The 19,718-nt window shown below is 66.4% G+C and carries 27 protein-coding genes and 1 tRNA gene; 12 read left to right on the forward strand and 16 right to left on the reverse strand.

Going from position 1 to position 19,718, the window contains the following annotated elements; genetic code table 11:
• The first annotated feature begins 48 nt into the window (after window positions 1-48).
• On the forward strand, window positions 49-681 hold the full coding sequence (locus tag HUG10_RS09105) for a DUF192 domain-containing protein (RefSeq protein WP_179169275.1): 633 nt from the start codon (window positions 49-51) through the stop codon (window positions 679-681).
• A 91-nt stretch (window positions 682-772) separates the two neighbouring features.
• Here the strand turns inward: HUG10_RS09105 and HUG10_RS09110 are convergent, their stop codons facing one another.
• The 3 genes from HUG10_RS09110 to HUG10_RS09120 all read right to left on the reverse strand — a co-directional run bounded on the left by HUG10_RS09110 (window position 773) and on the right by HUG10_RS09120 (window position 3,148).
• A complete protein-coding gene (locus HUG10_RS09110) occupies window positions 773-1,723 on the reverse strand; it encodes an alpha/beta fold hydrolase (RefSeq protein ID WP_179169276.1) in 951 nt (316 codons plus the stop codon).
• A 71-nt stretch (window positions 1,724-1,794) separates the two neighbouring features.
• Complete coding sequence (locus tag HUG10_RS09115; RefSeq protein ID WP_179169277.1) at window positions 1,795-2,118, reverse strand: hypothetical protein; 324 nt, start codon at window positions 2,116-2,118, stop codon at window positions 1,795-1,797.
• Window positions 2,108-3,148: a zinc-binding dehydrogenase gene (locus tag HUG10_RS09120; RefSeq protein ID WP_179169278.1), complete on the reverse strand. Its 1,041-nt coding sequence runs from the start codon at window positions 3,146-3,148 to the stop codon at window positions 2,108-2,110. The genes HUG10_RS09115 and HUG10_RS09120 overlap by 11 nt, the downstream gene beginning before the upstream one ends.
• 325 nt (window positions 3,149-3,473) lie before the next feature.
• Between HUG10_RS09120 and HUG10_RS09125 the strand changes: the two genes are divergently transcribed.
• Together HUG10_RS09125 and HUG10_RS09130 are read left to right on the forward strand one after the other, a co-directional pair.
• Complete coding sequence (locus tag HUG10_RS09125; protein ID WP_179169279.1) at window positions 3,474-4,292, forward strand: helix-turn-helix transcriptional regulator; 819 nt, start codon at window positions 3,474-3,476, stop codon at window positions 4,290-4,292.
• A gap of 46 nt (window positions 4,293-4,338) precedes the next feature.
• Window positions 4,339-4,926, forward strand: a complete 588-nt coding sequence (locus tag HUG10_RS09130; protein WP_179169280.1) for a MogA/MoaB family molybdenum cofactor biosynthesis protein — start codon at window positions 4,339-4,341, stop codon at window positions 4,924-4,926.
• A 9-nt stretch (window positions 4,927-4,935) separates the two neighbouring features.
• Here the strand turns inward: HUG10_RS09130 and HUG10_RS09135 are convergent, their stop codons facing one another.
• Window positions 4,936-6,285 (reverse strand): FAD-dependent oxidoreductase, encoded by a 1,350-nt coding sequence (locus tag HUG10_RS09135; RefSeq protein ID WP_179169281.1) that lies wholly within the window; start codon window positions 6,283-6,285, stop codon window positions 4,936-4,938.
• A gap of 194 nt (window positions 6,286-6,479) precedes the next feature.
• On the opposite strand from HUG10_RS09135, the gene cmk reads away from it, so the two are divergent.
• From cmk to HUG10_RS09170, 7 genes are all read left to right on the forward strand, one after another.
• Window positions 6,480-7,058 carry a (d)CMP kinase gene (gene cmk / locus HUG10_RS09140; RefSeq protein ID WP_179169282.1) on the forward strand — a complete coding sequence of 193 codons (579 nt, stop codon included), beginning with the start codon at window positions 6,480-6,482 and terminating at the stop codon, window positions 7,056-7,058.
• Window positions 7,059-7,060: 2 nt separating this feature from the next.
• On the forward strand, window positions 7,061-7,951 hold the full coding sequence (locus HUG10_RS09145) for an RNA-guided pseudouridylation complex pseudouridine synthase subunit Cbf5 (protein ID WP_179169283.1): 891 nt from the start codon (window positions 7,061-7,063) through the stop codon (window positions 7,949-7,951).
• A 65-nt stretch (window positions 7,952-8,016) separates the two neighbouring features.
• Window positions 8,017-9,141, forward strand: a complete 1,125-nt coding sequence (locus tag HUG10_RS09150; protein ID WP_179169284.1) for a succinylglutamate desuccinylase/aspartoacylase family protein — start codon at window positions 8,017-8,019, stop codon at window positions 9,139-9,141.
• Window positions 9,142-9,247: 106 nt separating this feature from the next.
• A tRNA-Pro gene (locus HUG10_RS09155) sits at window positions 9,248-9,318 on the forward strand.
• A gap of 290 nt (window positions 9,319-9,608) precedes the next feature.
• A complete protein-coding gene (locus HUG10_RS09160) occupies window positions 9,609-10,052 on the forward strand; it encodes an SWIM zinc finger family protein (RefSeq protein ID WP_179169285.1) in 444 nt (147 codons plus the stop codon).
• A 188-nt stretch (window positions 10,053-10,240) separates the two neighbouring features.
• Window positions 10,241-10,639: a hypothetical protein gene (locus HUG10_RS09165; protein WP_179169286.1), complete on the forward strand. Its 399-nt coding sequence runs from the start codon at window positions 10,241-10,243 to the stop codon at window positions 10,637-10,639.
• A 508-nt stretch (window positions 10,640-11,147) separates the two neighbouring features.
• A complete protein-coding gene (locus HUG10_RS09170; protein ID WP_179169287.1) occupies window positions 11,148-11,582 on the forward strand; it encodes a universal stress protein in 435 nt (144 codons plus the stop codon).
• A gap of 207 nt (window positions 11,583-11,789) precedes the next feature.
• On the opposite strand, the gene HUG10_RS09175 is transcribed toward HUG10_RS09170, so the two are convergent.
• The 9 genes from HUG10_RS09175 to HUG10_RS09215 form a co-directional block, all read right to left on the reverse strand.
• On the reverse strand, window positions 11,790-12,089 hold the full coding sequence (locus HUG10_RS09175) for a hypothetical protein (protein ID WP_179169288.1): 300 nt from the start codon (window positions 12,087-12,089) through the stop codon (window positions 11,790-11,792).
• Window positions 12,090-12,907: 818 nt separating this feature from the next.
• Complete coding sequence (locus tag HUG10_RS09180) at window positions 12,908-13,147, reverse strand: hypothetical protein (RefSeq protein WP_218780671.1); 240 nt, start codon at window positions 13,145-13,147, stop codon at window positions 12,908-12,910.
• Window positions 13,144-13,560 carry a hypothetical protein gene (locus HUG10_RS09185; protein ID WP_179169289.1) on the reverse strand — a complete coding sequence of 139 codons (417 nt, stop codon included), beginning with the start codon at window positions 13,558-13,560 and terminating at the stop codon, window positions 13,144-13,146. Before HUG10_RS09185 ends, HUG10_RS09180 begins: the two co-directional genes overlap by 4 nt.
• Window positions 13,560-14,168 (reverse strand): hypothetical protein, encoded by a 609-nt coding sequence (locus HUG10_RS09190; RefSeq protein WP_179169290.1) that lies wholly within the window; start codon window positions 14,166-14,168, stop codon window positions 13,560-13,562. The genes HUG10_RS09185 and HUG10_RS09190 overlap by 1 nt, the downstream gene beginning before the upstream one ends.
• Window positions 14,165-14,551: a hypothetical protein gene (locus HUG10_RS09195; RefSeq protein ID WP_179169291.1), complete on the reverse strand. Its 387-nt coding sequence runs from the start codon at window positions 14,549-14,551 to the stop codon at window positions 14,165-14,167. The genes HUG10_RS09190 and HUG10_RS09195 overlap by 4 nt, the downstream gene beginning before the upstream one ends.
• A complete protein-coding gene (locus HUG10_RS09200; RefSeq protein WP_179169292.1) occupies window positions 14,552-14,917 on the reverse strand; it encodes a hypothetical protein in 366 nt (121 codons plus the stop codon). It abuts the gene before it with no gap.
• A complete protein-coding gene (locus HUG10_RS09205) occupies window positions 14,910-15,056 on the reverse strand; it encodes a hypothetical protein (protein WP_179169293.1) in 147 nt (48 codons plus the stop codon). The genes HUG10_RS09200 and HUG10_RS09205 overlap by 8 nt, the downstream gene beginning before the upstream one ends.
• On the reverse strand, window positions 15,049-15,318 hold the full coding sequence (locus tag HUG10_RS09210) for a hypothetical protein (protein WP_179169294.1): 270 nt from the start codon (window positions 15,316-15,318) through the stop codon (window positions 15,049-15,051). Before HUG10_RS09210 ends, HUG10_RS09205 begins: the two co-directional genes overlap by 8 nt.
• Window positions 15,315-15,650: a hypothetical protein gene (locus HUG10_RS09215; RefSeq protein ID WP_179169295.1), complete on the reverse strand. Its 336-nt coding sequence runs from the start codon at window positions 15,648-15,650 to the stop codon at window positions 15,315-15,317. Before HUG10_RS09215 ends, HUG10_RS09210 begins: the two co-directional genes overlap by 4 nt.
• A gap of 39 nt (window positions 15,651-15,689) precedes the next feature.
• Here HUG10_RS09215 and HUG10_RS09220 point away from each other — a divergent pair, with 39 nt between their 5' ends.
• Both HUG10_RS09220 and HUG10_RS09225 read left to right on the forward strand, forming a co-directional pair.
• Window positions 15,690-15,959 (forward strand): site-specific integrase, encoded by a 270-nt coding sequence (locus tag HUG10_RS09220; RefSeq protein ID WP_179169296.1) that lies wholly within the window; start codon window positions 15,690-15,692, stop codon window positions 15,957-15,959.
• A 438-nt stretch (window positions 15,960-16,397) separates the two neighbouring features.
• Window positions 16,398-16,616: a hypothetical protein gene (locus HUG10_RS09225; RefSeq protein ID WP_179169297.1), complete on the forward strand. Its 219-nt coding sequence runs from the start codon at window positions 16,398-16,400 to the stop codon at window positions 16,614-16,616.
• A 377-nt stretch (window positions 16,617-16,993) separates the two neighbouring features.
• Here HUG10_RS09225 and HUG10_RS09230 read toward each other — a convergent pair whose 3' ends face one another.
• From HUG10_RS09230 to HUG10_RS09240, 3 genes are all read right to left on the reverse strand, one after another.
• Window positions 16,994-17,338, reverse strand: a complete 345-nt coding sequence (locus HUG10_RS09230) for a hypothetical protein (RefSeq protein ID WP_179169298.1) — start codon at window positions 17,336-17,338, stop codon at window positions 16,994-16,996.
• A gap of 571 nt (window positions 17,339-17,909) precedes the next feature.
• Window positions 17,910-19,097, reverse strand: a complete 1,188-nt coding sequence (locus HUG10_RS09235; protein ID WP_179169299.1) for a cation:proton antiporter — start codon at window positions 19,095-19,097, stop codon at window positions 17,910-17,912.
• 6 nt (window positions 19,098-19,103) lie between these two features.
• Window positions 19,104-19,634: a cation:proton antiporter regulatory subunit gene (locus tag HUG10_RS09240; protein ID WP_179169300.1), complete on the reverse strand. Its 531-nt coding sequence runs from the start codon at window positions 19,632-19,634 to the stop codon at window positions 19,104-19,106.
• Between the last annotated feature and the right edge of the window lie 84 nt (window positions 19,635-19,718).

The raw sequence follows: 19,718 nt of genomic DNA on the forward strand, positions 1-19,718 counted from the left end.
ACCGGGCAGATTTTTGCCGGTCGCAGGGGTAGAAACGGTATCACTTCGATGAGCGAACGACGACCATCATCCCGGCGACGATACCTTCGAGGAGTCGGCACCGCCCTCGGCATCGGGCTGGCCGGGTGCTCCGCCGAGCCGGGTGGAACGACCGGGGAGACTCCGGGGACAGACGAAGGGACGGCCGGGACGACAGCCGAACCGACGGCGACCGCCGACGAACCGACCGCACGGACCGACAGTTCGACGGCCGAACAGGCGACGACCGACCGGGGGTCGACTCCGGTCCACGCCGGATACGAGACCACGGAGGTCCGCGTCACGTCGGAGGGGGAGACGTTGGGGTCGGTGACGGCGGCCATCGCTGACACGCAGGAACTGCGGTATCGCGGGCTCAGCGACACCGAATCGCTCCCGGAGGATCGGGGGATGCTGTTCGTGTACGAGTCCGTCGATGAACGCACGTTCGTCATGCGGAGGATGGACTTCGGGATCGACATCGTCTACGCGGACGCGGACGGGACGATCACCCGGATCCACCACGCCCCGGAACCCGGTCCGAACGAGGACGGCGAGGATCAGCGCTACCCCGGGCGCGGGCAGTACGTCCTGGAGATCAACTACGAGTGGACGACCGACCACGGGGTCGAGGAGGGCGACGTACTCGAGTTCGAGCTCTGATCGGGGCGTTGGACGACATCCGTGACGCGATGCCGGTAGGGTCCCGGATTTCGAACGTCGATCAGGACCGGAGTCGGTCGACGGGTCGCGATCAGTCGAGTTCGTCGAGGATCAGGTCGGTCACCGTCACCGGCTGTTCGTGCTGGACCCAGTGGGTCGCCTCGTCGACGAGCGAGAAGCGGCCGTCGACGCAGTACGCCAGGCTGTCGTGGGCCATCCGACGCTTGAGGAACTGGTCGCCCGAGCCCCAGATGACACGCGTCGGGACCGTCACGCGCCGCGTCTCCGGACGGGCACGCTCGCGGGCGGCGGCGCGATACCAGTTCAGCATCGCCGTGAACGCGCCCGGCCGGGACCAGGCCGCGCGGTAGCGGTCGAAGTCGGCGGCCGAGAACGTCCCCGGCATCGCGGACTCGCGCATCATCCGGGTCGGCAGGCGCCAGTTCAGCGCCCTGCTCGCGGCCTCGGGGAGGACCGGGAGCTGGAAGAACATGGCGTACGAGGAGCGGAGGAGCTGTTCCGGGTCGCCCCGCAGCGTGTCGCGGGTGACCGTCGGGTGGGGCGCGTTCACGGCGACGAACTCGGAGAGCCGGTCCGGGTGGTGGATGGCGACCCACCAGCCGACGACGCCGCCCCAGTCGTGGCCGACCAGCGCGGCCGTCTCGGCCCCGTAGGCGTCGACGAACCCGAGCACGTCGGCTGCCAGGTACTCCATCCGGTAGTTGCTCACCTCGGCCGGCTTCTCGCTCCGGTTGTACCCCCGCTGGTCCGGAACGACGACGTGGTAGCCCGCGTTGGCGAGCGGCCTGATCTGGTGGTGCCAGCCGTACCAGAACTCGGGGAACCCGTGTAGCAGGAGCAGCAGGTCGCCGTCGTCGGGGCCAGCCTCGACGACGTGGAACCGTCGACCGTTCGCCTCGACGAATCGGGCCTCGCCGGGGACGTCGGGCGGCAACTCGTCGGTCGTCCCGGCAGCGGTCGTCGAGTCGGTCGCAGCGTCGGCGGGTGCGGCGCCGCCAGCGTCGTCGCTCGCGGGTGTCATACCCCACGATACAGTCGCGGACGGCGAAAACGTACCGGCGGTCGCGGCGGCGAGTGGCGCGACGGATCGGGTCAGTCCCGTCGGTCGGCGACGGCACTCCACACGGCGGTCGCGCCCAGCAGCGCCGCGGGCAGCATCGGGAGGACGAGCATCGCGGTCAGGAAGCCCAGGCCGAGTTCGCCAGGCGCCGCCGGCCGGACGTAGATGATGCCGGGGATCACCAGGAACGCCAGGACGACCACCGCGACGAGCACCGTGCCGGTCCGGCCCAAGCCCTCGTCGGACCCGTCCGCCCCGGGGTCGTCCGCGACCCCGGACTCGCCGTCCCAGTCGTCGGGACGGTGGACGTACCCGCCGTCGCTCCCCGAGGTTCCCGCGTCGGCTTCAGAGTTCACTGTCGGGTCTCACCACCACTTTGCCGAAACCCTCGCGGTTCTCCAGCATCTCGTGGGCCCGGGCCGCCTCGGACATCGGCAGCACCTCGCGAACGCGGGGCTCGAACGTGCCGTCCCAGACGAGTTCGAGCACGTCGTCCACCTCGCCCGGCGTCGCCATCGTGGAGCCGATGACCGACAGCTGGTTCCAGAAGATGCGGTTGATGTCCGTCTCGGGGGTCCCGCCGGTGGTCGCCCCGCAGGTGACGACGCGGCCGCCCTTCGCGAGCGACTTCAGGGAGTCGTGCCACGTCGCCGCCCCGATGTGGTCGACCACCATGTCGACGCCGCGTCGGCCGGTGTGCTCGCGGATCTCGTCGGCGAAGTCGTCCTCCTCGTAGTTGATGACGTGGTCGGCGCCGCACTCCTCCGCGTAGGAGAGCTTCTCCTCGCTGGAGGCGGTCGCGTACACCTCTGCGCCGGCGTAGTCGGCGATCTGGACCGCCGCGTGGCCGACGCCGCCGGAGGCGCCGAGGACCAGGACCTTCTCGCCCGGCGAGAGCTCCCCCCGCGTGAGGAGCATCCGCCAGGCGGTCTGGAAGACGAGCGACGCCGACCCTGCCGTCTCCCAGTCGACGTGGCTCGGCACCGGAACGAGGTTGTCCTCGGGCACCACGGCGAGTTCCGAGTGGACGCCGCGCTGGTGCTCGCCGATGATGCTGTACCGAACGCACTCGGACTCCTCGCCGTCGCGGCAGAACTCGCAGACGCCACAGGAGACGCCCGCGCTGACGGTGACGCGGTCGCCCTCCTCGAACCGGGTGACGTCGGCGCCGGCCTCCCTGACCACGCCGGCGCCGTCGCTGCCGGGGATGTGTGGCATGTCGAGGTCGATGCCCGGGAGCCCCTTCCGCGTCCAGACGTCGAGGTGGTTCAGCGCGCCCGCCTTCACGTCCACGAGTACCTCGTCCCGTCCGGGTTCCGGGTCAGGGAAGTCGCCGTACTCGATCACGTCGCGGTCGCCGTGCTCGGAGAACTGAACGGCCTTCATGCATCGCCCTCACACGGCCGGGACCAAAACCCTACCTGCCGGGCGGCGCCGACGGGCGGTCGCGATTCGAGACGGAACGATACTCGGGTACCGGTGCGAACGCATCCGGAAAACGGGGACCCCAGTCGGCGGAACGGACGGGGAGAGGTGGGCACCCTGATCGACTGGGGACTGGAGGGCCGTGGTCGCGGGCCGGCGAACAAACGCTCGCCTGGCGGCGTCATCACTTCACCGACCGGGGAATCTCCCACATCGCGGGAACCGACCGTTTCGGCGGGGATAGAACGGAACACAAATGGTCCACGGGCCGGAACGAACCCCCAGAATGTCGTCCCTCGACGCGACCGAGGTCGCCTCGGTGCTCGCCAAACGGCGCGAGTGCCTCCGCGCGGTGACGGGCGGGCCGGTCCGCAAGCGCGACCTCGTCGACTCGCTCGACATCCCGCGGACGACGCTCGACCGCGCGGTGCGCGAGTTGGCGGAGGTCGAACTCGTCGAGTGCGCGTCCGGCGGGGTACGCGCGACCGGGTTCGGCCGCGAGGCGCTCGCGGCGGCCGACAGCTACCGCGAGACGCTCGACGGGCTGGCGGACGCGTCGTGTCTCCTCGACGCGCTCCCCGCCGCCACCCCGCTGGGCGACGCGTTCCTCCGCGGCGCGAGCGTCAGCCGCGCGGCCCCGCCGGCGCCGGACCGGGTCGTCACCGACCTGTTCGACTCCGTGGCCGGCGCCGACTCGGTCCGCGGCGTCGCGCCGGCGGCGCTCACCGGCCACATGGCGTCGTTCCAGGAACACGCGAGTTCGGGCGGGGCGGTGCCCGAACTGCTCGTGACGCCCGCGGTCCTCGACCAGGTCGTCGCGGTGCGCGGCCGGGCCGTCGTCGAATCGCTCCGCGACGGCGAGATCGACCTCCGAAGCGGTCCCGTCCCGTTTCGGTTCGGGCTCTGGCTCGTGGACGACGCGGAGGCCGGCGTCGTCGTCTACACCGACACCGGGATCCGGGGCGTCGCCGTGAACGACACCGAGGAGGCGCTCGCGTGGGCCCGCGAGCAGTACGGCCGTGTCGCCGAGCAAGCCGAGGCCGTCACCCCCGAAGGGATCGTGAAGATGCTCGACGGTGATCGGCACGGCACTGCCGCGGAGTAACGAACCAACGCGTCGCTTTTTGTGCGCCCCTCGCCAACGGCGAGCCATGAGCGACCACGGCCACGAGGGCAGTGACGACCACCGCGGAGACGATCGTGACCACGGTAGTCACGATCACGACCACCACGAACACCACGACGACCACCACGCCCACGACATCGGCGACGTCGGCTACGCGATCGTGACGGTCTCCTCCTCGCGCAGCATCGAGGACGACCCGTCGGGGGACGCGATCGCGACGGCCGCCGAGGACACCGGCGGCGAGGTCGTGACGCGCGAAGTCGTCCGGGACAGCTACGACGGCGTGCAGGGCTCCGTCAACAACCTCGTCGACCGCGACGACGTGGACTGCGTCGTCACCACGGGCGGCACCGGCGTCACCCCGGACGACGTGACCGTCGAGGCGGTCGAGCCGCTGTTCGACAAGAGGCTGCCGGGCTTCGGCGAACTGTTCCGGGCGCTCTCTCGGGAGGAGATCGGGACGATGGTCGTCGCGACCCGCGCGACCGCCGGCGTCGCCGGCGACGTCCCCGTGTTCTGTCTCCCGGGGAGCGAGAACGCCGCCCGCCTGGGCGCCGAGGAGATCATCACCGAGCAGGCGGGCCACCTCGCCGGCCTCGCGCGACGTGAGTGAACGGGCGGTTCAGCCGGCCGACTTGAGCACGCGCCAGACGACGCCCGGGCGCAGGAGCGAGGTGGGGGGTCGCTCCATCATCAACACCCGGACGAACGCGCTCGAGAGCTCGCCGTCGGTGTGGGCTGCTCGGGCCAGTCGCGAGAGATACCGACTCGTGAGAGCCGTGCCGCGCGGTCTGGGACCGGTCGTCTGCGGGAACCCGAAGTCGCTTCCCACCGCCAGCGTCCACGCGGCGTCGACGACCGGTTCGGCGCGGTCGAAGAACCGACGCGCGAGGTCCTCGGTGCCGCCTTCCGCCAGCGCCCGGTGGAGCATCAGAGCCTCGAGCGCGGCCACCGACATGCCTTGCGCGTAGACCGGGTTGAAACTCGCAATCGCGTCGCCGACGACGAGCAGCCCGTCGGGGAACCGGTCGAGATCCTCGTAGCGGTACCGCCTGTTGGCGGGAAATGGGTAGCATTCGATGCCCTCGGAGCTCCTGGGATGGTCCTCGAGCAGTCGCTTCAACTCGGGGGTCGGGAGGCTCGCTACGAACTCGGAGAAGCCCGCGAAATCCGTCGGGGGGTCGTCGCCGTGGACGCCCTGCACGTTCACGACCCAGCGGTTCCCCTCGACCGGCGCAGCCATGCCACCGCGGGTACGGGGCGAGGCGGGCGGTACGAGGAACGTTCGACGGTCGTCGGGCGGTCGCTCGACGTAGGTGGTGCTGTAGGCCAGATCGATGCGCACCTCGTCGAGTTCGGGCGGCGCGTAGCCGTGCTCCGCCAGCCATGCCGGAGTCCGACTCGTCCGACCCGTGGCGTCGACGACCAGATCGGCGCCGATCTCCTCATATCCGGACTCCGCGCGGATCGCCACGCCCTCCACGGTCGTTCCCGCCTCGTCGAGGAGGTAGCCGGTGAACTGGCAGCGCGGACGCACGCGGACCCCGTCGAGTTCGGACACGCGCCGTCGAGCGACCTGCTCGATGAGCGGTCGCGTCGCGGAGCACGTCTCCATCCGCGTCGGGCCGTGGGCGAGGAAGCCCCCCTCTGCGTAGAACCTCACGTCGCCAGCGAAATCGATCAACAGCCCGCCGGCAGAGAGGAGTTCCTCGGTGTACCCCGGGAACAGGTCGGCCAGCGTCGCGGACCCGGCCCTCAGGAGCGCGTGGGGGTGACGACCCTGCGGTACGCCGCGACGTGCGACCGGATCGCCCTCGAGGGAGTCACGGTCGACGACCGTGACGGTCTCGAACCGATCGGCGAGGACGCGGGCCGCGAGCAGACCTGCCACGCTCGCCCCGACCACCACGGCGTGCCCACTCCGCCGGGAGAGCAGGTCCCGATCGTACCGTGGAACGGTCGCCAGGGTCACGACGGCAACTCACCTTCCCGTTCCGGTTCGCCGCCAAGCATGTTAAGTGTTCACACCCCAACCCACCTCAGTCCGAACTGACGGCTTTCCCCTGGAATCTGGAGTCGTGAAACGGACGTGGACGTCCGATTCCCACCCGCCGCGTCCGCGGCACCAATGGACGCCTTTTTGACCGCGACGGGCGCAGACGGGATATGTTGATTACCGTCTCGGGCCCGCCGGGGAGCGGGAAGAGCACGACCGCCGCGGCGCTCGCGGAGGCGTTCCAGCTCGATCACGTCTCAGGCGGCGACATCTTCCGCGAACTGGCCGCCGAGAACGACATGACGCCAGTCGAGTTCAACGAGCTCGCCGAGGAGGACGAGGCGATCGACCGCGACCTCGACCGCCGGCTCCGACAGGTCGCCATCGAGCGCGACGACGTGCTGCTCGAGTCCCGACTCGCCGGGTGGCTCGCCGCCGAGCACGCCGACCTCCGCATCTGGCTCGACGCGCCGCTGTACATCCGCTGCGAGCGCATCGCCGAACGGGAGGACAAGTCGCTCGATCGGGTGCGCGAGGAGACGAAGCGCCGCGAGAAGAGCGAGGCGAAGCGCTACGAGGAGTACTACAACATCCGCATCGACGACCTCACCATCTACGATATCTCCTACAACACCGCGCGGTGGTCGCCCGAGGGCGTGCTGGGGATGTTGACGACCGCCATTGACTCCTACGACCCGGACACCGACGAGGGGAAGGCGCCGGTCGAGGGCGTCGACTACGACTTCTGACCATGCGCGCCGCCCCCGGCAGCCGGACAGTCGACGAACTCCTCGAGTTCGGCGTCGTGAACCTCGACAAGCCCGCCGGCCCCTCGGCCCACCAGGTGAGCGCCTGGGTCCGTGATCTCGCCGACGTGGAGCGTGCGGCACACGCGGGCACGCTCGACCCGAAGGTGACGGGGTGTCTGCCGACACTGCTCGGGGACGCCACGAGGATCGCGCAGGTGTTCCTCGAGGGGACGAAGGAGTACGTCGCCGTGCTCGAACTCCACGGCCGCGTGCCGGGCGACCTGGAGGCCATCGTCGGGGAGTTCGAGGGGGAGCTCTACCAGAAGCCGCCCCGCAAGTCGGCCGTCTCGCGTCGCCTCCGCACCCGGACGGTGTACGACCTCGACGTGCTGGACCAGGACGGACGACAGGTGCTGCTCGGCATCCGCTGCGAGTCGGGGACGTACGTCCGGAAACTGTGCCACGACATCGGCCTCGCCATCGGCACGGGCGGGCACATGGGCCACCTCCGCCGGACCGCGACCGACCCGTTCGACGACCGCGACCTCCACACGCTCCACGACTTCGTGGACGGGCTCACGTGGGCGGACGAAGACGGGGACGAGGACCTGCTCCGGGAGGTCGTCGCGCCCGCCGAGCGGGCGCTCACCCACATCCCGCGCGTCACCGTCGCCGACAGCGCCGCGGCCGAGATCGCCAACGGCGCGCCGGCGTACGCCCCCGGCGTGCTGGAGGTGTCGGGCCCGACCGACTCGCCCGACGCGGCTCCCGCCGAGGGCGACCTCGTCGCCTGCTACACGGCGGACGGCTCGGCGGTCTGTCTCGGCACGCTCGTCGGCGACCCCGACGCCGAGCGCGGCGAGGTCGTCTCGCTGGAGCGCGTTCTCGTCTGATCAGTTCCGTCCGGCGAGACTGCCGGCTGGCGGGGCTTTTTCACCGGCGTTCGTGAGTCCGTGGTATGACGAACTCCATCGAGGTCGGCACCGCGAACGCGGCGGCCGGCGAGGTCGCCGACGGCTGGCTCCCCGTCACGGGGCTCCCGACCGGCGGCGACGAGCGACTCCCGGTGACGGTCGTCGACGGCGCCGACGAGGGGCCGACGCTGTGGGTTACGGGCGGCGTCCACGGCGACGAGGCGACCGGCGTCGCCGTCGCGCAGGATACGGCACGGACGGCCCGGGAACTCGCTGATGAACTCGCCGGCGCCATCGTCGTCGTCCCGTTCGTCAGTCCGGCCGGCCTGCGGCGGAACGAGCGCACCACCTACTACGGCGGCGACGACCCGAACCGCTACTTCCCCGACGTGGAGCGCGAGTCCACGCGCCCGCCCGAGACGCAGGAACGCGTCGCCACCAGGCTGTTCGAGGCGGTCGCGGACTCCGCGGACCTGCTCGTCGACTGCCACACGGCGCAGGCGGGGTCGGTTCCGTTCGCCATCCGCGACCGGGTGCTGTACGGCGAGGAGCGAACCGAGGACGAGGCCGAGGAACTGGCGTCGGACCTGGACCGGATGGTCGAGGCGTTCGGCCTGCCGATCCTTACGGAGTACCCCGCCGAGGAGTACCTCGAACAGTCGCTCCAGCGCTCGACGGCCGGCGCGGCGCTGAACACCGCCGGGATCCCCGCGTTCACGGCCGAGCTCGGCGGCCACAGCGTCGTCGAGGAGCACGCCCGGGCGGCCGGCGTCGCGGGCACGTTCGCCGTCGCGGCGGAGTTCGGCCTGGTCGATTCGATTCCGGAGGACGTGGGGGGTGCGGACGAGGAGATCGGGGAACCGGGCGCCGGCGTGCCGGACGCGCCGGTCGACTTCCCGGTCCGGCGCTTTGTCGGCCCGCGGGCCGAGACGGCTGGGCTGGCCCGTCACCGGGTTGACGCCGGCGACGCGGTCGAGGAGGGCGAGGTCGTCGCGGACGTGCTGTCGCCCCACGGCGAGACCCTGGAGTCGGTCGAGTCCGAGCACGACGGCTACGTCATCGGTCGGCGCGAGGGCCTGTCCGTCTACGAGGGCCAGCCGGTGGCGAGCATGGCCGTTCGTGACGACGGGGAGCTGGTGGTCCCGCGCGATGAGGAGGACGAGGAGTGAGTCGGGGGTGCAGGGTCCGAACCGGGGGACGAGGCGGCCCCGTCGGGCGACGGTGGGCCGACTGAAACGAAGCGCTTAACCCCGGGCCTCGATTTTGTGTACCTGCGGGACCGTAGGGTAGTGGTATCCTCTGCCGATGGGGTCGGTAGGACCTGAGTTCGAATCTCGGCGGTCCCACTCCGTATAAACCCTTTTTGGAGGGTTTTCTGATAGGTAGCGGCCGCTCTCCGGGGTGGTTCGCGTGAGCGTCCACTCCAGCGACGAGACGCCTATCTGCGACTACTGCGGCGGCTGGATTACCGAGCCCCACCAGCGCTGTCCCGCGCTCGACGAGGGAGTGTGTCGCCCATGAGGCGGCATTGCCGCGTCTGCTGTGGCCGGATGCGTGTCGAGACAAGTCCCGGCGGTATCCCGCGCCGCGTCTGCGAGAACGGACCCCACGGACTCGGGGAGGCGTTCGCCGGACCATGAGTGCCGACACGCCAACGCCACCCTCGACCGACGAGACGGCCCCCGGCGAAGCGCTAGACTTCGACGCGCTCGCCGGCACCGATACGACCTCGTGGCGCCGCGCAGACCCACAGCGCGCGCTCATTGAGTCCGTCGGTCGCTACGGCTATCGGGTCGCGCTTCAGGACGGTGCAGACGTCCACATTGTCGCGGTCGCGCTCGATGATGACGAGCACGTTGGAACGTGCGACTGTCGCGGCTTCGAGTATCACGACGGGCCATGTGCCCATCTCTGTACCGTCAGGAAGGCCGCGTTCATCGACGCGAAAGACACGCACGGTGACTCCGTCCGTATCCGCCGGATCGATCTCGACAACGTGCACGATCCCGAACGCGCGGCCACGGACGGCGGGCACATCGACCGGGCGATGCACACTAACGCATTGGAGGGCCGCCGGTGAACGAGTACTCAATCTCGTCCTCCGTCAGTTGAAGGCAAGTCGTCGGGTGGCGCACTCATGCGCGCGCACGTGAGCGCGCGCGAGGCCCGCACGCTGCCGTCCCGGTGGGGGCGTACTAACCCACTTACTTTCGGGGTTCCGTCTGTGTATTACGGCGCGAATCGCTGTACTAACAGCGAGGTGGGCGCGTGAGCCGCCTGCAGTCTTCGGACTCGCGGGCCACCATTACCTTCCGTGTCGACGAGGCGACGAAGGAGGCCTACAAGGAGAACGTCAATAGCATGAGCGGCGATCTCCGCGAGTACGTCAGCGCGGTGGCCGAGGCGGATGGCGTCGAGACCTCCGATCTGCCCACTGACGAAACGCTGCGAGAGGCCTACCTCATCCTACTGGAGTCGGCCGGTGACAACCTTCGGCTGAAGACCGAGGCTGCCGAGTCAGTACTCGCTCAAAAACTCAGCCGACCGAAGACCGCCGTGCGGAGTGGCGTGCTGAAACCGTTGGAAAACCGCGGCTTCACCAAAGCGAGTTGGGGTGTCATCACTGTGCAATCACGGGACGAGAGGGGTCCGGAAGGAGGGGCGTGACGGACGATACAATCACTAATCAGCTATCTCCTCCTCCGAATCTTCATGCTTCCCGACAACAGCATCGACAAGTTCAGCTTTCGAATGGCTTTGGTCTAGATGTGTCCGGAGCTCTTCATCGTCTAACTCACGGTTGCACAGCGGACAGTGGAGAGGGAGTCGGGACGCCATACCGAGTGAGAGGACTCCGAAGCAGAAGTAGGTGGGGTCCTGAGCGCGACGGACTCGAAGGGGAAATTCGGCAGGCTTCGACCTGGTCAGAACGAAACTATGAGACATTGACGTTCGAATAGCTCTGTTAAATACCTAACAATTGATGGGTTCGGACGGGCGTGCTGAATACAGGGCGCGAAGTCAGCATGACGTGTTAGCAGCGAGCGGACCGCTCGGCTTGTCTACTCGAGCGGTTATTATTTCCACTAATATAAGGTGCTGGAGCATGTGCGAGCGGTTCGGGCGTGTTGCAGTGGAAGGAAGGTTGTTCACTGTCAGGCGCGAATCGGGGACTATGGAACAGCATATTCTCGTCCCGGTAGACATCTCATCCAGTTCTGAGAGCGCCTTCGAATACGTCTTGGAGGAAATTCCGGGCCCGAAGATAACCCTCTTGCATGTCCTGAATCCAGTCACCATCTTCAACTATCCGACTGCTGAGGGGTTTGATTACGGGAAAGCGCAGCAAAACGAGCAGGAGAGACGTGAAGACGTCAAAGGGATTTTCGAGAGATACCGGACCAAGGAGCCGGCACGCGATCGGCAAATCGAAACGGTCATCGAGGCAGGAGTCCCCGCAGAAAAAATCCTCGCGTACGCCGAACGCGGGGACGTGGATCACATCGTAATGGGGAGTCGTGGGCGAGATGGCCTCGAAGGAAAACTCCTCGGGAGTGTGGCTCGGGGCGTCCTGAAACGAGCCGCCGTTCCCGTGACGATCGTCCCATAGCAATCGGGACATGAAGCGACTCCGTTTCAGCACTCGTCGATTAATACCGAACGCCAGTTGTGTTCACGCGAAATGTCCCAGAACGACCTTGTTGAAACCCTCACTCGATGAGAGGAATCAGCGGTCGTGCTGAATACAGGGCGCGTATCGGACACGAGGGCAGTCCGAAGTGACGGTCGATTGTATCGCTAAGAACAGGGGATGGTGTTATCGAACGATGGTTGATATACGAACTTCTTCGTCACGGATACTGACGCTGAGTTTCCGTCCGTCTCTATTGGTCCACTCATGTGAGTCGGTTCGGTCTTCATCTACTGAAACTTCAATCGCATACTTCACGCCCTCCTGAAGCAGATTCCGATAGGACTGCGACTCCTCAACGTCGAGTGAAACAGTTTCTGAAAGTACCGTCTCGTCGGTCGTCATGTGATTCACGGTGAGAGACACCTCAACGAGTTCATTTGAGTAGTTAATTAGCACTACCTCGGGCCACCCCCTGAGTCCCACACATCCCGCTGTTACACCGACAGACATTGCCCCAAAGGAGCGCAACAGACGTCTTCTGGACGGGTGTGGTGTCATATCCCCAGTATATGGACGTTCGTAATGTGCTTTGTGTTGTACTTTCCCTGACCTACGAGGAACCATTACCGACGACGCATGGAAGGTTCGCAGGTTCCTCTTCGCGGCTGTTTCAGCATCCACTCACCGAAAATATCGGAGGTGCGCTGCTGAATACACCCTCTGAGTCGGTCATGCCGGTCCTGACGGGGCGCAGGTAGGTTGAGGGCCTCCTTGCGAGATCAAAGCGCGTATTCAGTCTGGCCTTGTTCCCGGTAGGTCAGACGCTACGTGCCGGTATCCGCCCCCTCCTGTCTGATCCGGGCCCTCTCCGGGGATGTTCTTGGCGTAGCTATGACTCGGACTGTCCAAACAATACGAGACCTGCCCCGAGAAGTGCGACAAGTGCAGCGAGAATTATGAAGGCACCAGCGTTCTGTGTCGCCGCTATTATCCCGATAACAACTCCGCTTGCCATGAAAAGGCGGCCGAGAAACCGGCTCCGTTCCATCTGATTAATTTGGGACTGCCCCTAAAGAAATTTCCCATCCGTCTGAGCGGTCGGCTCACCGGAAATCGGCTGGAACGAACGCCAGTCGTATGCTGAATGCATCCTCTGTATGCAGCAGGCAATTATTATCAGTTTCTGAGGCTTTAACAAAGCCGTTCGAACGGTGCTGTATGAAGTGTGACGCCGATTAGTGGACGCCCGCTCCTGACTACCCGAACGAATAACCCGGTATCGTAGGCGCCTCCGGGCACCATCATGACGGGTGGTCTTCGCTACCAGAACCGTGGTCACCCTCCGTCGCGGCCTCCATCGCCTCGCCCTCCTCCTTGCCGGGTGGCGGCGCATACGGAAGCTTGCCGATCACGACACGGCCGAAGCCGCGCAGCCGCTCGATGCCGTAGCGGAACGGGACGCACATCCCCGCGGTAAACGCGAGGACGACGACCGCGACCCACTCCGCCGGAACCGCCGTACCGAGGATGCTCATGCTCATGGTTGAATCGCTCCGACGAGCCACGCCCGCCAGAACCAATCGAGAGGTGTCCAGATGCCGAATGCGTGCTCGAGGGCGTCGTCAGCCGCGACCAGAACCCCAAGGATGGCGACACCGCGGGCGCCAACCCACGGGTAGGACTGCCAGAACGGGCCGACGATCGGGAGCGCGAGGCCGATCCCCAGCGCGGCCAGCGTCAGCACCGCCCCCGCGACGGCGTAGTACCGCCAGACCAGGGCGAACGCGAACGACCCGGCCAGGAGCGCGACCAGGAGCGCCCACGGCTCGACCTGGCTCCGGTCGTCCCACACGACCAGGAGCGCGACCGCGGCGAGCAGGACGCCGAGGTAGTAGTGGTGCGGCGCCCACGTCGCCCCGTCCGGAACCGAGTGATGCGGGAATCCTCCCATCATCAGATACCGTGGGCGTGTGACGGGAGGTCGACGTGGTACAGCGTGATGGCCGAGTCCTGGCACGTTGCGGCGCCGTCGGCTGTCGCGTCCACCACCTGCTTCGGCGGGTCGATGATGATTTCTCCCTGGCCCGTCCCGCCCCCCGGTGCGCTCACGCTCTTGCTGTCTGACGTGCCGTCGGCATAGTTGACCGTGAACGTCTGCGTCTGTTCGCTGGCGCATCCCGTGGCGTCAATGTCGAGGACGGCCTTTCGGCAGAATCCCGAATTGCCGTTGTGCGTCGGGTGACTGACGTAGCCCCCCTGATTGGCGTTGACGTCTCTGCTCTCGGTCTGCGTCCCCGTCGGCCGGGAGTGGTGCGCGTCGGCATCCGCCGCGTGGCTGTCAACCTTGTTGTCAGTCGCATACTGCGGGTGGTCGTCCTGGTCGAGATCCGAGAGGGCGCCGTGCGACGTCACGGTTTGCTCTATCCAGGCCGCCCCGTCGAAGACGAACGCCTTGTTGGCGCCCGTTTCGTACCACTCTTCCCCCTCCTCGGGATCGACCGGCTCGGGGTTCTGCACGTAGTCGTACCCGCCGCCGCCGCCGCCGCCGACTATGCCGGTCATGACTCGAACGTCACCACCACTTCGTCGCCCGCGGTCGGCGTTCTGACGTGGATGAGCGACGTGTCCGTGACGCGGAACGTGCGCCCCTGGCCGGCCGCCGTGAGGGCCGCCGCCTGGGTGTCCGCGTCACCGACGAACACCGCGCCGCTGTTCCCCTGGCGATACTCGACCAGCACCTCGACCCCGTGCGGGACCGAGTGCGACGGGAGGATTTCGGCCGTGTCCCCGCTCGTCTGGTGAACGACCTGCTTCAGTCCGTCGAAATTGCCCACGCGGTCCTGTAGCTCGCGCTGGTTGTCGGCGTCCGCCGCCGGCCGAGCGTTCCCGTCCCGGTCGCGGACGGCCTGCACCTTCCCCACCTCCGCGGTGGTGTCGAGCACCATCTACGCACCCTCCGCCCGCTCGTAGCCGACGGGCTGGACGTGGTACGTCTGCGGGCCGCCCGAGACGTTCCGAATGATCACCTGGAGCGATTCGGTGAACCGCCGCGCTGGGGTCCAACACACCACCATGTCGCCAATGTCGGTCGGCGGGATGGCGCACGGCCCGAACATCGTGGTGTCGTCGTCCTTCAGCTCGTAGGTCGATCCGGCGTGCTTGCTGATCGCGACCGCGGCCAGGATGAACTCGGCGCCCGACTGCTCGGGCGTGTACGTCACCGTGCCGCGCTGGCCGTCCTCCAGGTCGAACGTGTACGGCTCGTTGAACGGCACGGCCTCCGGGTCCGGGGCGGGGACGATGCTATTCACCGTCGCCCTCCTCGGCCTGGTCGGCCTCGACGTCGACGAACGCGGCCAGCCCGCCCGGCGCCGTCGCCAGGCCCTCGGCCTTCCGCCGCTCGGTCGCGCTCATCGGCTGTACGTCCGCGTCTCCCTGTCGCTTAGGCATCGTTTGAACCTCCATCAGTCCGCGCCGCGTCCGTGTCCGGGTCGAACTCGGCCGGCTGACGGGAGTCCTCGACGCCGAGTGCTCGCGGGGCCAGCCAGCGGAGGAACCGCCGGTTGCCAGTCGAGCGGTCGTCAGCGTCCGCAGAGCGCCGCGCGTTGGTCCGGATGGAGCGAGAGGCACGTCGGCCCTCGCGATACAGCCCGAGCGCCGCACCGGCCGTCACGGCCGCCGCGGCGGCCTCCACGAAGCTCGCGCTGATCATCGGGCGAACCTCCCGGTCACCTCGGCCGTGTTGCTCGCACTCGACGCCATCCATGCCAGCGCCAGAAGGATGACCGCGACGACGGCGAGCTTCGCGGTGTCGTCCAGGTCGCCGAACGGGTCTGGTGAGTCGGGATCCCAGTCCGGCAGGTCCGGCGTGTCGCCGCCCGCATCGTCGTGGTCGTCGGCGCCGTTCCCCGACTGGTTGCCGTCGTCGGCGTCGGCCGGCGCGTCCTCGGTGACCGACAGCCGCTCCTGGCGAGTACCCAGGGTCGGCCCGAACCGAATACGATTCGCGTCTGGTCTTATCGCGCGACTCAGCCGTGTCTCCATTCGCCGTGTCCCCACGGGAAGGAGCGCGAGACGTGCGAGATGACGACGAATCCCCACGCGAGCAAGTGCCCGTCAAGCCGGTCGCCGCACAAGATCCGCTCAGGAAGCATTACCTGGCAGCTCAACTGTGGCGTGCCGCCGGAGATCGTCGCGGAGCGAGTGAACGCGAGCGTCAGCACGATCAAGTCACACTATGACTTCGCCACGGCCGAAGAGCGATGGCGGCGCTACCACGACCAGATGGAGAGCCGTCGAGAACACCTCGATCAGTTCGATTTCACCGATGATGACAATGACCACATCCTGTAAGATGAATCGCCAATCAGCCCATTATCTGTCCTCTCGAAAGCGACAGATACCCGACCTCGGCGGTCCCACTCTTACATCTCATTTGGAGAGTAGCGAGTGTGTAGTTCATCTCGCTCGTGGGCCTGCTCGTAGTAGCGTATTGCCGGACTCCTCTGAAAAATGCGTCAACGGCCGTCTCGGGAGGTTCGTCGCGCTCTTCGATGGAGCTCGGTTCGCCGGCGCCGCGGTACTCGTGCTCGCAGTTAAACTAGGGAAGGTGCAGGGTAGAGACCCCGCAGTTGTCGATTGTGTCTACGCGGTTGGTGTACTGTACGCCTTCGTCGCGAGTATAGACTGGTTGAATACGATAATGCCCTCTATAGCTCAAAGGTAATTTGGGTACGTAGTGGAGTAAAATCAATCACAAGAGGTATGATGAAGCGCGGAGATCCCTACTCGATGTTCGAAACGCCCTCCCCAACGCACGGCTACTTCCGCGTCGTCGTCGCCTTCTGGGTCTACATCACACTCGCGACGGTTGTCGCACTCGGCGCCCGGGAGTTCGGTGTCTCCGCTGGCGGAACGGTTCTCGTGTTCCTCCTCACCGCGCTTCTCCTGCTGAAACCGTTTCTCCCCGTGTTCCGGCGGCTTCTCCCGGCTCCATCCCGTGAAAAGTAACTCCTCCGTAGTTAGCGATTGTACGCCACTGACCGTGAGCAACTGGATGTCCGGGAAGGAGTGTAGTCCCGGACGTCGTGGTCCCAACCGTCGAGAGGGACCGGTCTATCACCTCGACGTTCCTCTCTAGCAGAGAGCGCAAAATAGCCGCTACGTAGAGCTGCCCACGTAGCGTTTCGACCATCCGCGTACTGTAGACCAGGGTTGTCGAACTCAGCCTCGAGGTCGTCTCGCCTTTCACGAGCGGGCAAGACCGAGGGCGGCCACTGCCGTGAGTAGATGGCGAACGAGCGGCCCGACGATCTCCCGCCAGTGATCCAGAGTCTGCAGATACGGAGTGAACATGTTACTCCCCAATGCAACGGACAGCGGAGTTGCTACCCCCAGATCCGTACTCCAACAACGTCTCCGAGAAGACTACCGACGACGACGGCGACAACCAGTCCCGGGAGGAGTTTGACCAACGGTACCTGTTGGTCGAATCGGCGACTTACGTAGTACAGAGCCACGAACAGCAGCACCGGTTCGACGATAAACGTACTCGGGATGAACGCGACCCTCTCTACGACTGAAAGTTCAATCCAGTGGCTGAGTTTACGAGCGAGGAACGTATGATAGAGCGTAACGATACCGTCCAGAAAGAGAAGGAGCGCCGTGAGTACCACGACGAGTCGAGGTTCCCACTCCCTGTACGGTTCGAGTATGCTGGACGAGAGGGTCATCGTATTGGATGATATCACTCTGTCAGAAGTAGTCTTCTAAGGAGAACACCATGAATTTCCAGTTCAGGGGTGGTCACGGACCAAATTCACCGAACTGGGCGATACGTTATCTCCTGCATTTAGCGATCGCGCCTCGCCTGGCTGTGTACCACTGAATGTCCGAGAATTGGAGGACGTTCCAGCGAATAGGCCTCATGAAATTTCACTTATGACCTCCAGTGTTCGTAATCACTGCTACGTAGACCGAGATAACTGCCGTCGTCTGCTCGGCGTTTTCTGACTAGACAATAGCAGTCGCTCGGGAGTAGTAGAGTGACGGGGTAGGCCAGTCAGCGGTGACCACACGTGGAAACCACGTGAGCCGAAAGGTGCTGCTGACCGTGCCGTCTACCCGATCCTCTCTTCCATCGCTACAAAACACCTCCGGTACTCAGGTCTGGCGAGCGTCGAATCAGTCGAGCAAAATCACTCTCCGACCTCCGTCGTCTGTACTTTGCGAGTTTCCCTCACGTGACTGTGGACCGTTGAACGTCCAAGAACTGGTGAAGTCCCCGACAGAATCGGACCGAATTTACCAGTTCCCGATCCGATCAGTAATCACCTCGGAGTTCTGCATCAACACCGTCCCGAGAATACTCATCACCAGCACGTACCCGACCGCAAAAGCCGGAATCACGTTTTGAAGCACGCCACTCCCCGACCCCGCAGCCAACGCCGCCAGGACCAGCGAGAACTCCCCGCGCGGAACCAGCCCGATCCCCACGCGCAACGACCGCGTCGCGTCCAGCCCGTACACCCGCCCCGAGAGCGTCCCGCTCACGACCTTCCCGACCGTCGTCGCGACGAGCGCGGCGACCAGCAACCACGCCACGCCCGCCAGCAGCGTGATGTCGGTCGTCAGCCCGATTGCGAAAAAGAACACCGCCGCGAAGAAGTCCCGCGCCGGGGAGACGACGTGCTCGATGCGCTCGGTGTGGCTCGTCGCGCTGAACGCCGTGCCGACGAAGAACGCCGCGACCGCCTCGCTCAGGCCCGCCGTCAGCGCCGCCCCGGCGACGAGCGTCGTCACCCCGAGGATCCGGAGCAGGAACAGTTCGTCCGAGGTGGCGTCGAACAGGCGCTCGATGTGAGCCGTGCCGTACCACGCGACGAGCGCGAGGGCGCCGAGGAACGCGAACGCGGCGCCGACCGACGCGGCGGCCTCGGTCACCGACCCGCCGCCGAACGCGACCGCCGAGAGCACTGCCAGGTAGACGGCGATGAGGATGTCCTCGAACACCAGCGTCCCGAGGATGGGCCCGCTCTCGGCGTTGGCGACCCAGCCGTTGTCGATGAGCGACTTCGTGACGACCGCGCTGGAGGAGATGTAGACGATGCCGGCGATGAACAGCGTCTGGACGACCGTGAAGCTGAACGCGAACCCGAGGCCGAGTCCGAGCCCGAAGTTCACGACGAAGTCGACGCTCCCGATCTTCGCGATGCGCGTCCGGTCGCCGAGCAACTGGCCGACGCTGAACTCCAGTCCGAGGAAGAACAGGAGGAAGACGATGCCCAGTTCGGCGACGACGTCGATGAACTCGCCGTAGTCGACGAGCGTCAGCGGGATTCCCGCGACCGAGGTCGGTTCGTTCGGGCCGATGAGGATGCCGGCGAGGATGTACGCGGGGATGACCGAGAGCCCGACGCGGTAGGCGAGCGCGCCCGCGAGCGCGATGCCCGTCAGCGCGATGCCGATCTCGAGGAGTAGCTCGCCCGCCATCTCGCGCTAGGCGTCCCCCGCGTCACCGCCCTCCACCCCGCCGCCCCCCGCAGTCCCCTCCTCCCCCAGCAGCTCCTCGAACGCCTGCTGCTCCTCCCGCGTGCCGAGCGAGACGAGCATGTCCCCCGCCTCGATGGTGACGTCCGGCCTCGGGTTCGCGATCGTCTCCTCGCCCCGCTGGATCGCGACGACCGAGACGCCCGTCCGGTTCCTGATGCTCGCCTCTTGGAGCGTGTCGCCGACGACGGGCGAGTCCGCGCCGATCTCGACCCACTCGATGATCGACTCGCCGAGCGGCACCTGGATGTCGTCCATCTCGACCGGCTGGAAGTACGCGCCCTCCAGGATCGAACCGAGCTGTCGGGCCCGCTTCCCGGTGAGGCCGAACAGCTTCTCGCTGTCCTCGTTCTCGCCCGGCCGGAGATACACCTCGCGCTTGCCGTCGTGGTGGATGAGCACGATGAGCCGCTCGTCGCCGTCAAGTTCGAGCTCGAACTTGTGACCGACGCCGGGCACCTCGGTTTCGTAGATGGTCACGTCTAACGAATCGACCTCGGGAAGTATAACAACCGGGCACCTCGACCGGTTCCCGGTCGCGCGGATGCCTTCACCCGACGGGCA

Source organism: Halorarum halophilum (assembly GCF_013401515.1).
Taxonomy (GTDB): Archaea; Halobacteriota; Halobacteria; order Halobacteriales; family Haloferacaceae; genus Halorarum; species Halorarum halophilum.

What these genes read in the sequence shown, in the direction of transcription:
- HUG10_RS09105 (WP_179169275.1), top strand. Translation starts at nt 49, where the DNA reads ATGAGCGAACGACGACCATCATCCCGGCGACGATACCTTCGAGGAGTC.
- HUG10_RS09110 (WP_179169276.1), bottom strand. Translation starts at nt 1,723, where the DNA reads ATGACACCCGCGAGCGACGACGCTGGCGGCGCCGCACCCGCCGACGCT.
- HUG10_RS09120 (WP_179169278.1), bottom strand. Translation starts at nt 3,148, where the DNA reads ATGAAGGCCGTTCAGTTCTCCGAGCACGGCGACCGCGACGTGATCGAG.
- HUG10_RS09125 (WP_179169279.1), top strand. Translation starts at nt 3,474, where the DNA reads ATGTCGTCCCTCGACGCGACCGAGGTCGCCTCGGTGCTCGCCAAACGG.
- HUG10_RS09130 (WP_179169280.1), top strand. Translation starts at nt 4,339, where the DNA reads ATGAGCGACCACGGCCACGAGGGCAGTGACGACCACCGCGGAGACGAT.
- cmk (WP_179169282.1), top strand. Translation starts at nt 6,480, where the DNA reads ATGTTGATTACCGTCTCGGGCCCGCCGGGGAGCGGGAAGAGCACGACC.
- HUG10_RS09145 (WP_179169283.1), top strand. Translation starts at nt 7,061, where the DNA reads ATGCGCGCCGCCCCCGGCAGCCGGACAGTCGACGAACTCCTCGAGTTC.
- HUG10_RS09150 (WP_179169284.1), top strand. Translation starts at nt 8,017, where the DNA reads ATGACGAACTCCATCGAGGTCGGCACCGCGAACGCGGCGGCCGGCGAG.
- HUG10_RS09160 (WP_179169285.1), top strand. Translation starts at nt 9,609, where the DNA reads ATGAGTGCCGACACGCCAACGCCACCCTCGACCGACGAGACGGCCCCC.
- HUG10_RS09170 (WP_179169287.1), top strand. Translation starts at nt 11,148, where the DNA reads ATGGAACAGCATATTCTCGTCCCGGTAGACATCTCATCCAGTTCTGAG.
- HUG10_RS09180 (WP_218780671.1), bottom strand. Translation starts at nt 13,147, where the DNA reads ATGAGCATGAGCATCCTCGGTACGGCGGTTCCGGCGGAGTGGGTCGCG.
- HUG10_RS09185 (WP_179169289.1), bottom strand. Translation starts at nt 13,560, where the DNA reads ATGATGGGAGGATTCCCGCATCACTCGGTTCCGGACGGGGCGACGTGG.
- HUG10_RS09190 (WP_179169290.1), bottom strand. Translation starts at nt 14,168, where the DNA reads ATGACCGGCATAGTCGGCGGCGGCGGCGGCGGCGGGTACGACTACGTG.
- HUG10_RS09195 (WP_179169291.1), bottom strand. Translation starts at nt 14,551, where the DNA reads ATGGTGCTCGACACCACCGCGGAGGTGGGGAAGGTGCAGGCCGTCCGC.
- HUG10_RS09205 (WP_179169293.1), bottom strand. Translation starts at nt 15,056, where the DNA reads ATGCCTAAGCGACAGGGAGACGCGGACGTACAGCCGATGAGCGCGACC.
- HUG10_RS09210 (WP_179169294.1), bottom strand. Translation starts at nt 15,318, where the DNA reads ATGATCAGCGCGAGCTTCGTGGAGGCCGCCGCGGCGGCCGTGACGGCC.
- HUG10_RS09215 (WP_179169295.1), bottom strand. Translation starts at nt 15,650, where the DNA reads ATGGAGACACGGCTGAGTCGCGCGATAAGACCAGACGCGAATCGTATT.
- HUG10_RS09220 (WP_179169296.1), top strand. Translation starts at nt 15,690, where the DNA reads ATGACGACGAATCCCCACGCGAGCAAGTGCCCGTCAAGCCGGTCGCCG.
- HUG10_RS09225 (WP_179169297.1), top strand. Translation starts at nt 16,398, where the DNA reads ATGTTCGAAACGCCCTCCCCAACGCACGGCTACTTCCGCGTCGTCGTC.
- HUG10_RS09230 (WP_179169298.1), bottom strand. Translation starts at nt 17,338, where the DNA reads ATGACCCTCTCGTCCAGCATACTCGAACCGTACAGGGAGTGGGAACCT.
- HUG10_RS09235 (WP_179169299.1), bottom strand. Translation starts at nt 19,097, where the DNA reads ATGGCGGGCGAGCTACTCCTCGAGATCGGCATCGCGCTGACGGGCATC.